Origin of the sequence: Stenotrophomonas sp., from assembly GCF_032056425.1 — a bacterium.
Lineage (GTDB): Bacteria > Pseudomonadota > Gammaproteobacteria > Xanthomonadales > Xanthomonadaceae > Stenotrophomonas.
In genome coordinates this window covers 22,845-37,642 of record NZ_DAMBCN010000011.1, presented here as the reverse complement: position 1 = coordinate 37,642, position 14,798 = coordinate 22,845, and the positions used below count along the sequence as shown (strand labels likewise).

The window sequence follows — 14,798 nt, the reverse complement described above, 5'->3', positions numbered from 1 at the left end:
CATGCCGGCGTTCCAACCAAGGTTGGCACCTACCGGTTCACGGCGCGGCGGCTGTGCACCCAGTAATACAGCGTGGGCAGCACCAGCAGGGTCAGCAGCATCGCCGACAGCAGGCCGCCAATCACCACCACCGCCAGCGGCTTCTGGGTCTCGGCGCCAATCGCATGCGAGGTCGCCATCGGCAGCAGGCCGAACATGGCCAGCAGCGCGGTCATCAGCACCGTGCGCAGGCGCTGCAGCGAGCCCTGCACCACCGACTGCAGCAGGTCCATGCCCTGCTCGCGCAGCTGCGCGAACCGGCTGAGCATCACCACGCCGTTCAACACCGCCTGCCCGAACAACGCAATGAACCCGATCGCCGCCGACACCGACAACGGAATGCCGGTCAGCCACAGGGCGAGGATGCCGCCGATCATCGCCAGCGGCACGTTGGCCAGGATCAGCGCCGCACTGCTGATGTCCTTGAAGGCATCAAACAGCAGCACGAAAATGATCAGCACCGACAGCGGAATCACCCAGCCCAGCCGCTTCATCGCCCGCTGCTGGTTCTCGAACTCGCCCGACCACTCCAGGCGGTAGCCCTCGGGCAGCTGCACGCTGGCATCCACCCGCGCACGCATGTCGGCCACCACGCTGCCCATGTCACGGCCGGCGATGAAGATGCTCACCGCCTTCACCCGCTGCGCGTTCTCGCGCGAGATGTTGATCGCACCGCTGGCCATCCGGAAATCGGCCACATCGGACAGCGTGACCGTGTGCCCGTCGCCGATGCTCACCGGCACCATGCGCAGGCGCTGCAGGTCACGGTCGGCATCGTCCAGGCGCAGGGTGATCGGGAACTTGCGGTCGCCCTCCCACAGCTCGCCCACTTCGCGGCCGCCCAGCGCGGTCTCGATCACCTCGTCGATGTCACGCACGTTCAGCCCGTAGCGTGCGGCACGATCACGATCGATCTGCACCTGCAGCTGTGGCAGTGAGCCATCGCGGTCGATGAAGGCGCTCTCCACGCCGTCCACGCCACGCACCTGGCCAAGGATGGCCTGGGCTTTCCGGTTCAGCACATCCAGGTCGGCACCGCTGACCTTGATCACGACCTGGCCCTTGATCTGCGAGATGCTCTCAAGGATGTTGTCGCGCACCGGCTGCGAGATCGAGAATTCGGGGCCTGGAATGCGCTGTTCCAGGGTGCGCTGCAGGTCGGCGATCAGCTGCCGCTTGTCCACGCCCTTCGGCCACTCCTTCTCCGGCCTCAACGCCACCAGCGCCTCGATCTGGTTCGCGCCCTTGGCATCGGAACCATCTTCGGGGCGGCCCAGCTTGGCCACCACTGTGGACACCTGCGGATAGGTGTTCACCAGTTCGCGGATGCGACGCGACTGCTGCTGCGCCTCGGCCAGGCTGGTGCTGGGGTCGAGCGTGGCGGTCAGCCAGATCGAGCCCTCATCCAGCTCCGGCAGGAACTCCGAGCCCAACCGCGTGCCCAGCGCCAGCGTACCCACCAGCAACGCAACGGCGGTCAACACCACCGCCCGCGGGCGGGCCAGCGCGCGCTCCAGCACCGGTTGGTACCAGCCGGTCAGGCGGTCCATCAACGGGTTCTCGCCGCGCATGCGGTCGCGCCGCAGCCACCAGTAGCAGAACAGCGGCACCACAGTCAGCGCCAGGATCAGCGCACCGATCAGCGCCGAGGTGACCGAGTAGGCCATCGGCGCGAACATCCGGCCTTCCTGCCGCTGCAGGGTGAAGATCGGGATGTGTGCGGCGATGATGATCAGCATCGAGAAGAAGGTCGGCCGCCCGACTTCCGATGCCGCCGACAGCACAGTGGAGAATCGTGTCTTCCGGTCTGCCGTGGCCGGCAGCGCTGACAGACGCGAGACAATGTGCTCGGTGACGATCACCGCACCATCGATGATGATGCCGAAATCCATCGCCCCCAGCGAGAGCAGGTTGGCTGGAACGCCCCACAGGTGCAGGCCAAGGAAGGTCGACAGCAGCGCCAGCGGCATCATCGCGGCCACGATAAGCGCGGCACGGGCGTTGTACAGGAACAGCCACAGCACCAGGAACACCAGTACCGCGCCTTCCAGCAGGTTGCGGAACACCGTCTTCAGCGTGGTCGAGACCAGCCACGAGCGGTCGTAGAACGGCTCGATGCTGACCCCTGCCGGCAGCTGGTCGGCTTCGATCTCGGCCACGCGCGCATGCAGGGCGTCAAGCACATCGGACGGATTCTCGCCCTTGCGCATCAGCACCATGCCGAACACCGCATCGTCGTTGTCGTCCTGGCCGACCAGGCCCTGCCGCGGCAGGCCCGTATCGGCGATGCTGGCCAGATCGCGCACCAGCACCGGCGTACCGCCCTTCTGCGCGACCACCACGCTGCCGATATCGGCCGGCGAGCGCATCAGGCCGACGCCGCGGATCAGGAACTGCTGCTGGCCACGCTCCACATAGCCGCCACCGGCATTGGAGCTGCCCTTCTCCAGCGCTTCGGAAAATTCACCCAGACTGATGCCGCGGTCACGCAGCTTGTCCAGATCGGGCTTGACCTGGAACGTTCGCGCGTACCCGCCGAAGCTGATCACATCGGCCACGCCGGGCACGGTGCGCAGGCCACGCTCCATCACCCACTCCTGCACGGTGCGCAGCTCGGTGGGGCTCATGTGCGGGGCCTTCAGCACGTAGCGGTAGATCTCGCCCACCGCCGAACTCATCGCCTCCAGTTCGGGCGTCACACCCTCGGGCAGGTCCACGCCCTGCAGACGCTCCATCACCTGCTGGCGTGCGAAGTAGTCATCGGCCTTGTCGTCGAAGGTCAGGATGATCATCGACAGGCCGAACTGCGTATGCGAAAACACCCTCACCGAATGCGGGATGCCCGACAGCGCCACTTCCAGCGGCATGGTGACTTCGCGCTCGACCTCCTCGGCGGCGCGACCCGGGTGCAGCGAAACCACGGTCACCTGGGTGTCGGACACATCGGGGAAGGCCTCCACCGGCAGCACGCGGAACGCCGCGATGCCGGCGCCGATGAACAGCAGCAGCGCCAGCATCACCATCAGCGGCTGGCGCAGGCAGTAGGCAATCAGGCGATCGATCATGGTGCGGCACGCTCCATGGCGGGAGCGGTGGTTGCGGAAGAAGCCGTCGCCGACGCCGGTGCGCTGTCCACCAGCTGTTGCAGCAGCAGGCCGCCCTCGACCACCACGCGGCTGCCGGCCGCCAGCCCTTCGCGCACCCACAGGCGCCCGTCGCCCAGCTCCTCGGCCTGCACGGCGCGACGCGCGTAGTGTCCCTTGCCTTCGTCCACGAACACCACCTGTTTGCCATCGATCAGCAACACGGCGGCATCCGGCAGCGATACGCCGCCCTGTGCCGGCAGCTCCACCTGGGCGCGCACGTACTGTCCGGCCTTGAAGCTGCGGGCGTGGTTGTCCAGCTCGGCGCGCGCCTGGACCACACGGCGCTCGCTGTCCACGAAGTCATCCACATGCTGCAGGGTCGCCTGCAGCGTGCTGCCATCGGCAGCCGGCACGCGCACCGTCATGCCCGGCTGCAGGCGCGCGGCCAAGCGCTCGGGAATGTCCAGCAACAGCCACAGGCGGTCGGGATCACCGACTACCGCCAGCGGCTGCTCGCCGTCCGGGCTCACGTTCATGCCCGGGCTCATCCGGCGCTCCACCAGTACGCCATCAATGGGCGCGCGCATTGGCAGACGCTGGTCCACCCGGTTGCCGTTGCCATAGGCAGTGGCGAACGCGGCAGCGCGGGCATGGTCTGCCTGGCTGCCGGCGAAATGCGCTTCGGCCTCATCCAGTTCGCGGCCCGAGGCCACACCGGCGGCATGCAGTTCGCGGGTTCGCTCCAGCTCGCGTCGGGCCTGCAGCAGCTCGGCCCGCCCACGGACGCCATCGGCCTGCGCCTGGCCGAACTCCGGCGAGGTGATCCAGGCGATGACCTGCCCGGCCTTGACCTTCTGCCCCGGCTGCGCCTCGATGCGCGAGACCTGGCCCGGCAGCGGGGCGCGCAATGCACTGGAGCGGGTTTCGTCCCAGACCACCCGGCCTGGCAGCTGCAGCGATGCGCTGGCGCCTTCGCTGACCACTTCGCTGCGCAATACGTCCAGCTGGCGACTGTCGGCGGGGAACTGGATCTGCCCTGCGCTGACCACCGGCGCGCCGTCGGCATAGGAGGCCGGTGCGCGCCCGCAGCCGGACAGCAGGGCCAGCGCAAGCAGCGCGGGCAGCAGTGACCGGCGCGTGCGCGGTGGGATGGCGGCATGCGGGATCACAGGGTTTCTCCTTCGGCAACGGACGTGGCGGCGCTCCATCGCGCCAGTGCAAGGGCATGGTCGGCACGCGACTGGATCAGCGCGGCCTCGAACTGGCGCCAGCTGCGGCGCGCATCCAGCAGGTCGGTCAGGCTGGCGGCACCGCGGCGATAGGCCAGTTCGATGCCCTGCACGGCCTTGCGTGCACTGTCGGCCTGCAGCCCCTCGTAATCCCGGCGGCGCTGAGCGGCGGCTTCGGCACCGGCCTGCAGCTGGTCCAGCTCGGCCGCTGCCTGGCGCTGCAATGCGCGAAGTTCCTCCGCAGCAGCGTCGCGGTCGGCCTCGGCACGCTGGATGCCGCCTTGCGCACGGCCGGGTGCCCCCAGAGGAATCGTGACTGACACGCCCCAGGTGACGCCATTGATGTCGGTCGGTTCCCGTTCGGCTTCCACACCCCACTGGATGTCGCGGCGACGTTCACTGCGCGCCAGTGCCACCCCGGCATCGGCCGCGGCCAAGCGCGAGCGCGCCGCGCGCAGATCGACCCGCTGCAGCGGATCAGCAGCACCGCCGCCCGGGGCCCTGCTGGCATCGGGCCAGGCATCGTCGGCGCTGAGCGAAGTGCCGGCCTCCATGCCCAGCAACAGGGTCAGCGTGTGCTGCGCGTCGCGCAGATCGAGTGCTGCTTCGCGTGCTGCATCGGCTGCGGCCAGGTCATCCACGGCAAGCCGCGCCTGATCCACCGGTGCCATCGCGCCGGTGGCAACTTGGCGCCCTGCAGCTGCCATCTGTTCGGCAGACGTTCGCCGGTTGGCCTCGGCGATGCCCAGCGCCTCCTGCGCGGCCTTCAGCCCGAAATACGCTTCGTGCAGCGCCACCTGCTGCCGGCGCCGCATGTCCAGCCGTTCCAGCCCGGCCGCCTCCACCAGCGCATCGGCCTGGCGCATGCGCAGCGTTCGTTTGCCGCCGCGTTCCCAGGTGAAGCCCAGGCCGATGGTGCTGTCCACGCGCTTGTCCTGCCAGCGGCCGCTGCCCACGCCGTGCTTCGGGCTGATCTTGCTGGTGCCCAGCGAGAGTTCCGGTGCCGGCCGCAATGCAGCGGCCAGTGCGTCGCCTTGCGCCCCGCGCAGTTCCAGCGCCGCCGCGCGCAGGTCAGGGTTGTGCGCATCCATGGCACGTTGCGCGTCCTGCAGGCTGATCGCCCACGCCGCAGGTGCACACGCCAGTGCGGCCAGCAGGGCCGCCGAACGAGGGAGGAGATTCATGCGCGCCACGGTAAGGTGACGCACTTGCGCCAAACTTTCCCGAACCTTGCGCGAAGCTTGCAATGCGAATCCTGTTGATCGAAGACGACGCGGCCCTGGCCGACGGCTTGGTACGCGCCCTGCAGGGCGCCGGCCATCTGTGTGACCACCTGGCGCAGGGCCTGCTGGCGCCCGCGGCACTCGCCGCTGCACCGTATGACGTGATGGTGCTGGACCTGTCACTTCCCGATGTAGACGGCCTCGACCTGCTGTCGCGCCTGCGCGACCAGTCCATCAGCCTGCCGGTGCTGATCCTTACCGCACGCGATGGCGTGGAGGACCGCATCCTCGGCCTGGACCGGGGTGGCGATGATTACCTGGCCAAGCCCTTCGCGCTCGGCGAACTGGAAGCGCGCCTGCGCGCACTGGCGCGACGCCGCAGCGATGCGCCCGCACAGAAGCGGCTCGGCCGCCTGTGCCTGGACCGCATCCGCCAGGAGGTGCAGGTGGACGGCCAGCGCATCGAGCTGACCGCACGCGAGCTGGCCCTGGTCGATGCGCTGATGCAGCAGCCGGGACGCACGGTGACCAAGCAGCGCCTGTTCGACGCGCTGTACAGCTGGGACCACGAGGCCAATCTCTCCGTCATCGAAGTGCATGTCAGCCGCCTGCGCCGCAAGTTCGAACAGGCCGGCGCCGGTGTGGGCATCCGCATGCTGCGCGGCCTGGGCTACCGCCTGGAGGCCATCGATGGCTGAGCGCGTGGCCAGCCTGCGCGGGTTGCTGCTGCGCCGCCTGTGGCTGCCGCTGCTGGTGCTGCTGCTGTGCAGTGCCGTGGGCTCGTTTGCACTGGCGCGCTATTTCGCCGGTCAGGTGTACGACCGCTGGCTGCTGGATTCGGCGATGTCCCTGTCCGAACTGGTAAAGGTGCAGAACGGGCGCGCGGTGATGGAGGTGACGCCGGCCATGTCACGTATGTTCACCTGGGACACCGTGGACGAAGTGCACGGCGAAGTGGTCGATGCAGCCGGCACGAGGCTGTATGGCGATCTGGCCGAGGCACTGCCGCGGCCCGCACAGACCGCCGATGAAGACGCGGTCTACTACGATGCGCGGCTGCGCGGGCAAGCGGTACGCATGGTGGAGGTGCTGGTGCCGACCACGGGCGGGCACCAGGTGCGCCTGCGCGTGGCCGAGACCCTGCGCAAACGGCACCGGCTGGAGCGCAAGCTGCTGATGACCAGCGTGCCGTTCCAAGCCGCGATCCTTGCGCTGGCGGCGTGGCTGGCCTGGTCGGGCACCGGCGCGGCGGCGCGCCATGCCAACCAGGTGGCGCGGCGACTGGCCAGCCCACGGCCGGACCCGCTGGCACCGCTGGTGCCAGAGCAGGAAGCACCGCGCGAGCTGTGGCCCGCGGTGGAGGCCTACAACGCGCTGCTGCAACGGCTGGATGCAATGCAGGCGGCGCAGCGGCGCTTCGTCAGCAATGCCGCACACCAGCTGCGCACGCCGTTGGCGGCCATGCAGGTGGAGCTGGAAAGTTCGCTGCGGCAGCAGGATCCACAGGCGCAGCAGCTGGCGTTGTCCGGAACCCTGGCCGGGTTGTCGAGGCTGCAGCACCTGGTCAACCAGCTGTTGCTGCTCAGCCGTTCGGAGGATGCACAGGGCGCTTCATTGCCGTTGCAGGTACTGGACGTGGCCACGTTGGCGCGCACCGTGGTGGAGCGTTACGCCGACCGCGCGTTGGCTGCCGGGGTGGACCTGGGATACGAGGGGCCGGACGAAGGTGTGCCGGTGCGGGGCGATGCGCCGTTGCTGCGCGAAGCGCTGGGCAACCTGCTGGACAACGCGCTGCGCTATGGCGCCGTGCGCGGAATGATCACCCTGAGCGTGCAGCGCGATGCGGACGGCGTGCAGGTCTGGGTGGATGATGATGGCGCCGGCATCGACGCGGCCGAGCGTGGCCGCGTCACGGAACGCTTCTACCGCGCCAGCAGCCAGGGCGATGGCTGTGGCCTGGGCCTGGCCATCGTGGCCGAGATCGCGCAGCGGCATGACGCCGCGTTGGAGATCGGCAGTGCACCGATGGGTGGCGCACGGGTAGGAATGCGGTTCCGCACCCGGTAGACGCCAACCTTGGTTGGCGCCGTGGTTCCCCGTGTGCCAACCAAGGTTGGCACCTACCAAAGCAGCGTCATGCGTGCCGCATCAACGGCTCATGGAGTACGGCGCCTGCGCGCCCTGCCCCGGCCATTCCTTGTTCGGTTCGGCCTGCATGGTGAAGGTCAGTTCGCCACCGGCCAGGATCTCGTCATGGCGCAGGAAGGTGCGCTGCAGCGGCTTGCCGTTGAGGCTCACACTGCCCACGTAGGTGTGCTTGTCGTCCAGGCCGTTGGCCACGATCGTGAACGTCTTGCCGTTCGGCAGGCGCATCGCGGTCTTCGGCAGGAACGGACGGCCTAGGATGTACTCGCCCGAACCCGGTGCCACCGGATAGAAGCCCAGCGCGGTGAACACGTACCACGCCGACATCTGGCCGACGTCGTCGTTGCCGGCCAGGCCATCGGGGCGGTCGGCGTACTGCGTGTCCATGATCTGCTTCAGGCGGGCCTGGCTGCGCCACGGCTGGCCTGCGTACGAGTACAGGTAGGCCACGTGGTGGCTGGGTTCGTTGCCGTGTGCGTACCAGCCGATCAGGCCGGTGATGTCTTCCATGTGCTCGAAGATGGACGGATCGACCTTGGCGTTGAACACCTCGTCAAGCCGCGCCAGCAGCTTTTCGCTGCCACCGTGCGCTGCGGCCAGCCCGGCCACGTCCTGCGGCACATACCAGGAATACTGCCAGGCATTGCCTTCGGTGTAGTCGGTGCCGTAACCGCTTGCACTCGGGTCGAACGGCGTGCGGAAGCTGCCGTCACGCTTGCGCGCGCGCATGAAGCCGGTGTCCTTGTCGAACGCATTGCGCCAGTTGCCGGCACGCTTGTCGAAGGTCGTGGCCACGTCGGTCCTGCCCATCGCCTGCGCCATGCGCGCGATGGTCCAGTCGTCGAACGCATATTCCAGCGTCTTGCTGGCGGCCTCGCCTTCCTCGTCGATCGGTACATAGCCCAGCTCGCGGTACTGCGCGATGCCGTCGTAGGGGCCATAGTTCGCCGTCTCGACCATGGCCTTCAGCGCCTTGTCGGCATCGAAGCCACGGATGCCCTTGACGTAGGCATCGGCGATCACCGGCACCGCGTGGTAGCCGATCATGCACCAGTCTTCGAGGCCGTGGAACGACCACACCGGCAGCATGCCGTAGGGGCTGTGGTCGTGGTGGGCCAGCATCGAATTGATGAAGTCGCTGTTGCGCTTCTCCGGCTGCACCAGGGTCAGCAAGGGATGCAGGGCGCGGTAGGTATCCCACAGCGAGAAGGTCGAGTAGTTGGTGTAGCCCTCGGCCTTGTGCACCGCATTGTCGGCGCCGCGGTACTGGCCGTCGGCATCCATGAACAGCGTCGGACCCAGCAGGGTGTGGTACAGCGCGGTGTAGGCGCTGCGGCGCGCATGTTCGGGGGCGTCGATGTCCAGCACCGACAGCGCCTTCGTCCACTCCTGCTTCGCCTGCGCACGCACACGGTCGAAATCGAAGTCGGACACTTCGGCGTCGAGATTGGCGATGGCACCGGCCTCGCTGACCGGAGAGATCGCGACCTTGACGATCAGCGGCGCATCCAGCTTGCCGAAATCGAAGGTGCCGACCAGCTGACGGCCCTCGATCTGTGCTCGCTGCTTCGGATCCTTCTCACCCGGAGGCGCGAAGCCCTTGTAGACGATGTCCTTCTCGGTGCTGTGCAGCGCGTGGCTGGTCAGCGGCCGCGAGAAGCGCATCGCGAAATACAGCTGGCGACCCGCCGCCCAGCCGCGCGTTTCGCGGAAGCCGGTGACGGTGCCGTCGTCGCGGACGCGCACCCGCGACCACAGGATCTTGCCCGGGTAGTCGTACATGCTGGTGCGCATGTCCAGCAGCATCTTCGCGTCGGTGCCCTTGGGGAAGGTATAGCGATGCACGCCGACGCGGGCGCTGGTGGTCAGCTCGGCGCGCACCTTGTAGTCGTCGAGGGTGACCGCGTAGTAACCCGGCTCGGCCTTCTCGTCATCATGCCGGAAGCGCGAGGCATAGCCGCTGCGCGGCTTTTCCGGATCACCGCGTTCCAGGCCGGGCTCACCTGTGAACGGCATCACCAGGATGTCGCCCAGGTCCGAGTGGCCGGTGCCGGAGAAATGCGTGTGCGAGAAGCCGACGATGCTGCTGTCGTCGTAGCGGTAGCCGGCGGCCCAGCCATAGGCCTTTTCGCGCGGCTGGATGCGCGTGTCCGGGCTGAGCTGGACCATGCCGAACGGCACGGTAGCACCCGGGTAGGTATGCCCTTCCCCGCCGGTGCCGATGAAGGGGTCGACCGAGGTATAGGCCTTGTCGGCGGCGGACTGCGTGGGGGCAGCACCGGCCAGACCGGAAGCGAACATCGCCGAGGCAGCGACAGCGAGCAGGAAACGACGTTGCGACAGGGGCATCGGCATTTGGATCGATTCAGGTGATGGTCAGGAGCCTAGCATCACGTGCTCCGCTCTGCATGTTGCGGCGCAGCTGAACCGTTCCATACACGACAACATCAGTCCGTTTTCATCTGCAACTTTTTGTATTTCCGCCAGCGTGACCGGTCATGACACTGTGCCGGCACCTCAAAGGCCCGGCGGAGCGGTCCGCGAGCAGGGCGGTTGCTTGCCAACACAGGATGCGAGCTCCGCCGCACCACCTCGCCAAGAAAACCCACGGGTCACACCAGCTTCACGACGACTTAGCGTCTGATACAGATTAGCGCAGTGCGTATGGGTGTCTTCCGGAAGTTCTCTCACAACAGGAGTTTCGTAATGAACAACGCAGTCCGCTGTTCCCTCGCACTGGCTGTAGCCAGTTCTCTTGCCTTCGCTGACACACCAGCGTTTGCGGGAGTGCTCAATTCGGGACAAACGGCCACGGTGCAGCCCGGGGACACACCTGAAGCATGGACGTTGCCTGGGCAGAACACACTGACCGTGAACCCCGGGGCCGGCACGCTTAGAATTATCGCCGCGCAAGGGTCAGACGTACAAATCTCCGGTGCGCAGGTTTCAGCGTCGACTAATGAATTCAATTCTGGGATTCAAACGGTTAACAGCAGCATGACGATGACAGATTCGTCAGTGACCAACACCACTGCCCGGGCTATCGCGCTTGCTTTGACTGGAACCAGCCCAGTGCCGCAGTCGCGGGCAGAAATCACCAACAGCCGGATCACCGGACTGGGGTCGGGCATCAGTGTGTCCTCCAGCGTGCCTGGACTTCGCGCGGTGCTGAACCTCGACAACACCAGCGTCATAGCGCAGTTGAACAACAGTGCGACACTCGAGATCAACCGCGGGCACGGTATTGGGGTGCTCGAGGGCGCCGAGGTGCTGATCGGCAATGACAGCATCATCGCTGGCGCGCTGAGCGGTATCATCTCGTTTGGCAACCAGGACGTAGCCGGACCCAGCAACGTTGTGGTCGACGCCTCGCGCGTGGAGGGTGTATCCGGCGCTGCGCTACTCGTAGGGCCCCGGCAAAGTCCGACTGACGTGGATCCGCAGATCCGCTTTACTGCGCGCAATGGCGCGCAGCTCGTGGGCGGTAATGGCAACCTACTTGAAGTCACCGCTGAGGCAGCAACGGTCAGCTTCACCGTAGACAACTCCAACCAGACCGGCAACATCATCAACACGGCCGGCAGCACCGTCGATGTCAGCCTTGCCAACAACGCCACCCTGCTCGGCGTCACCCAGAACATCACCTCGATGGCACTGGAAAACGCCCGCTGGCAGCTGAGCGGCAACAGCAGTACCGGCAGCCTGGCCCTGGGCAGTGGAAGTGAAATTGCACTGGGCGACGGCGCTGCCTTCAACACCCTCAACGTGTCCGGCAACTTCACCGGCAACGACGGCACCTTCCTGTTCAACACCGTGCTGGCCGGCGACGACGCTGCCAGCGACAAGCTGGTCATCGGCGGCGACACCAGCGGCACGGCCAACGTGCGCGTCAACAACGTCGGCGGCGCAGGCGCGCAGACGGTCAACGGCATCGAACTGATCACCGTGGCAGGCGCCTCCAACGGCCAGTTCAACCTGGCCGGCCGCGCGGTCGGCGGCCAGTACGAGTACTTCCTGCACAAGGGCACCGGCACCGATGGCAACTGGTACCTGCGTTCGGTGCTGCCCACCGCGCCGGACCCGTGCGAGGCCGATCCGAGCCTGCCCGAGTGCAACCCGGGACTTCCGGGTCCGGGTCCGGATCCCGACCCGGTGCTGCGCCCCGAACCCGGCGCCTACCTGGCCAACCTGCAGGCCGCGCAGACCATGTTCCGCCTCGGCTACCACGATCGCCATGCCGGCCAGAATGCGGGCCGCGCGTGGGCCCGCGTGGACGGTTCTCGCAACGGCTTCGATGCGGTCAGCCAGCAACTGGACATCCGTGGCAACCGCCAAGCGCTCACGGTAGGTGCCGACCTGTGGCGCGCCGACGCTGGCAGCAGCGTGGGCGTGATGCTGTCCACCGGCAATGCCAGCAGCACCTCCACCAATGAACTGACCGGTTACTACGCCCGCGGCAAGGTGAAGGGCGAGGCGCTGGGCCTGTATGGCACGTGGCGCGGTGGCAACGGCGCCGACCCGTATGCGGGCTTCTACGTGGATGGCTCGGTGCAGCGTGCACAGTTCCGCAACCGTGTGGAAGGCATCGGCCTGGCCACCGAGCGCTACGACAGCCGCGCCTGGCAGGGCGCGGTGGAAGCCGGTTATGCCTTCCGCCTGGGTGGCGCCAGCAACGGCGGCATCTATCTGGAACCGCAGTTGCAGGTGGGCTACAGCCGCTGGGATGACTATCGCCACACCGAAACCAACGGCACCGTGGTCGGTGCCGAGAATGCCGATGGTCTGTTCGGCCGCGCCGGCCTGCGCCTGTCCGGCGTGACCCGCTGGGGCACTGGGGCGGCCGAAGTGCAGCCCTACCTGGCCGCCAACTGGCTGCATACACGCGCCGAATCGCAGATCAGCATGGACGACGAGGTGGTGGATGCCCGCATCCCGCGCAGCCGTGGAGAGTTCAGTGCCGGTGCGTCGGTGAAGTTCGGCAGCGGTGTGGGTATCTGGGGCGCGCTGTCGCTGCAGCGCGCCAGTGGTTACCACCAGAATGCCGCCCAGGTAGGCGTGAGCTACAGCTGGTAACAGTGAAGGGAGGGAGTCGGGCCCTGCCCGGCTCCCTCGGTCCCCTCTCTTCAGCCACTCACTGCCGCGATCCAGTGCGGCAGGTTGTAGTAGTTGGTGATGCGCGCGACCTTGCCGTCACGGATTTCGAAGAACGCCCCCGCCGGCAGCACGTACGGCTGGCCGTGCGCTTCAGGCAGACCTTCGTCGGTGGCCAGGTACTGACCGTTGACGGTGAACTCTGCGGCACCACGGCTGCCATCGGCACTGCCGAACACCACGATGTCGGTCAGCTGCTCGCGATACGAGCAAGCCATCTTCTGGCAGAACGCGCGGAATGCCTCCTTGCCCACTTCACGCCCACCCTGGTTGATGTCGTGCACCACATCGTCGGTCACCTGGGCCACGAAGGCCTCGATGTCTCCGCTGTTGAAGGCTGCGTAGTAGGCGTGGACGACGTCGGTGGCGCTCATGGAAAGGTCCTGAGGGTGGGCGGGCTGCGGAGCATAGCCTATACTCACCCCCAGTATCCATGGGCTTGAGCGATCGTGCGCATCACCACGCTGCAGGGGGCCGCCGCTGCCCCGTATCTGGACGACCTGGCGCGCCTGCGCATCGGGGTCTTCCGCGACTTTCCCTACCTGTACGAGGGCGACCTGGGCTACGAGCGCGACTACGTGGCCACGTACGCTGCCGCCCCCGGCAGCATCATCGTGCTGGCCCAGGACGGGGACAGCGTGGTGGGCGCCTCGACTGCCCTGCCCCTGTGCGAGGAAACTGAAGAATTCCAGGCGCCCTTCCGCAGCGGTTCATGGCACCCGCAGCGCATCTTCTACTTCGGCGAATCGGTGCTGCTGCCGGCCTATCGCGGCCGCGGCCTGGGCGTGCGCTTCTTCGAGGAACGCGAAGCGCATGCGCGCCAGGTCGGCACTTTCGATATCTGCTGTTTCAGTGCGGTGCAGCGCCCACTGGACCACCCGGCGCGTCCCAGCGATTACGTACCGCTGGACGCGTTCTGGCACAAGCGCGGTTATGTTCACCACCCGGAACTGCACACGACCTTCCGCTGGCGCGACGTCGGCGAGAGCCATGCGAGCGCCAAGCCGATGTCGTTCTGGCTGAAGGACCTGCGCACATGATCCGTTTCGCCGCCAGCCAATACGCCATCGAGCTGATCGAGGACTGGGACGACTACGCCGCCCATCTGGACGCGTATGTTGCCGAAGCCGCCGCCGCCGGCGCGCAACTGGTGCTGCTGCCCGAGTACGCGGCCATGACCCTGACTGGACAGTTGCCACCGGCGCAGCGCGGCGATCTGGCCGCCTCCATTGCCGGCATGCAGGCACTGCTGCCACGCTGGCAGGCACTGTGCGATCGGATTGCGCGCCGACACCAGGTCTGGTTCTGCCCCGGCTCCGCCCCGGTGCTGGACGACGATGGCCATTATCGGAATCGCGCCTTCCTGTTCGGGCCACAGGGCCTGTTGGGCCATCAGGACAAGCAGATCATGACCCGCTTCGAGCGCGAGGAATGGAACATCGCCGGTGGCCACGATGGCCTGCGTGTGTTCGAAACCCCGCTGGGCACACTGGCCATCCTGATCTGCTACGACACTGAATTCCCGATGCTGGCGCGGCGATTGGCCGAAGCCGGCGTGGACCTGCTGCTTGCCCCCAGCTGCACCGATACTGAGGCCGGTTACCATCGCGTGCGCATCGGCTCGCAGGCGCGTGCGCTGGAAAACCAGATACCAGTGCTGGTGTCTGCCACCGCCGGCCTGGCGCGCTGGAGCCCCTCGGTGGACGTGAACTTTGGCCGCGCCGCGCTGTACGTGCCGGCTGACCGTGGCATGCCGGCCAATGGCGTGCTGTGCGAAAGCGAGGCCGTGTTCACCGAGCAGAGCCGCTGGCTCATCGGGCAGCTTGATGCCAAGGCCGTGACCACGGTGCGCCGCGAGGGCCAGGTAGCGCTGTATCGCGACTGGCCCGAGCAGTTCGACATACACGTGCACCCGGCCCCGTAGA

At 67.1% G+C, this 14,798-nt stretch carries 10 protein-coding genes; 5 read left to right on the top strand and 5 right to left on the bottom strand.

The window, feature by feature from the left end:
• Positions 1-29 precede the first annotated feature (29 nt).
• The 3 genes from RTY46_RS09270 to RTY46_RS09260 are packed head-to-tail and all read right to left on the bottom strand — an operon-like array spanning position 30 to position 5,538.
• Positions 30-3,104, bottom strand: a complete 3,075-nt coding sequence (locus tag RTY46_RS09270) for a CusA/CzcA family heavy metal efflux RND transporter (RefSeq protein WP_312707964.1) — start codon at positions 3,102-3,104, stop codon at positions 30-32.
• The gene (locus RTY46_RS09265; RefSeq protein ID WP_312707962.1) at positions 3,101-4,294 is read right to left on the bottom strand and encodes an efflux RND transporter periplasmic adaptor subunit; all 1,194 of its coding nucleotides are present in this window, start codon (positions 4,292-4,294) and stop codon (positions 3,101-3,103) included. The genes RTY46_RS09270 and RTY46_RS09265 overlap by 4 nt, the downstream gene beginning before the upstream one ends.
• Entirely contained in the window at positions 4,291-5,538 is a 1,248-nt protein-coding gene (locus RTY46_RS09260) for a TolC family protein (RefSeq protein ID WP_312707961.1), read from the bottom strand. The genes RTY46_RS09265 and RTY46_RS09260 overlap by 4 nt, the downstream gene beginning before the upstream one ends.
• Positions 5,539-5,600: 62 nt before the next feature.
• Here RTY46_RS09260 and RTY46_RS09255 point away from each other — a divergent pair, with 62 nt between their 5' ends.
• Together RTY46_RS09255 and RTY46_RS09250 are read left to right on the top strand one after the other, a co-directional pair.
• Positions 5,601-6,275: a response regulator gene (locus tag RTY46_RS09255; RefSeq protein WP_312707960.1), complete on the top strand. Its 675-nt coding sequence runs from the start codon at positions 5,601-5,603 to the stop codon at positions 6,273-6,275.
• Entirely contained in the window at positions 6,268-7,644 is a 1,377-nt protein-coding gene (locus RTY46_RS09250) for a sensor histidine kinase (RefSeq protein WP_312707959.1), read from the top strand. Before RTY46_RS09255 ends, RTY46_RS09250 begins: the two co-directional genes overlap by 8 nt.
• A gap of 81 nt (positions 7,645-7,725) precedes the next feature.
• Here RTY46_RS09250 and RTY46_RS09245 read toward each other — a convergent pair whose 3' ends face one another.
• Positions 7,726-10,077, bottom strand: a complete 2,352-nt coding sequence (locus RTY46_RS09245) for a GH92 family glycosyl hydrolase (protein WP_312707958.1) — start codon at positions 10,075-10,077, stop codon at positions 7,726-7,728.
• A 717-nt stretch (positions 10,078-10,794) separates the two neighbouring features.
• On the opposite strand from RTY46_RS09245, the gene RTY46_RS09240 reads away from it, so the two are divergent.
• A complete protein-coding gene (locus RTY46_RS09240; protein WP_312707956.1) occupies positions 10,795-12,795 on the top strand; it encodes an autotransporter outer membrane beta-barrel domain-containing protein in 2,001 nt (666 codons plus the stop codon).
• Between the two features lie 50 nt (positions 12,796-12,845).
• Here the strand turns inward: RTY46_RS09240 and RTY46_RS09235 are convergent, their stop codons facing one another.
• Positions 12,846-13,247: a ketosteroid isomerase-related protein gene (locus RTY46_RS09235; protein WP_312707954.1), complete on the bottom strand. Its 402-nt coding sequence runs from the start codon at positions 13,245-13,247 to the stop codon at positions 12,846-12,848.
• A gap of 75 nt (positions 13,248-13,322) precedes the next feature.
• Between RTY46_RS09235 and RTY46_RS09230 the strand changes: the two genes are divergently transcribed.
• A complete protein-coding gene (locus tag RTY46_RS09230) occupies positions 13,323-13,913 on the top strand; it encodes a GNAT family acetyltransferase (protein ID WP_312707952.1) in 591 nt (196 codons plus the stop codon).
• Positions 13,910-14,797 (top strand): carbon-nitrogen hydrolase family protein, encoded by an 888-nt coding sequence (locus tag RTY46_RS09225; protein ID WP_312707950.1) that lies wholly within the window; start codon positions 13,910-13,912, stop codon positions 14,795-14,797. Before RTY46_RS09230 ends, RTY46_RS09225 begins: the two co-directional genes overlap by 4 nt.
• The last annotated feature ends 1 nt before the right edge of the window (position 14,798 follow it).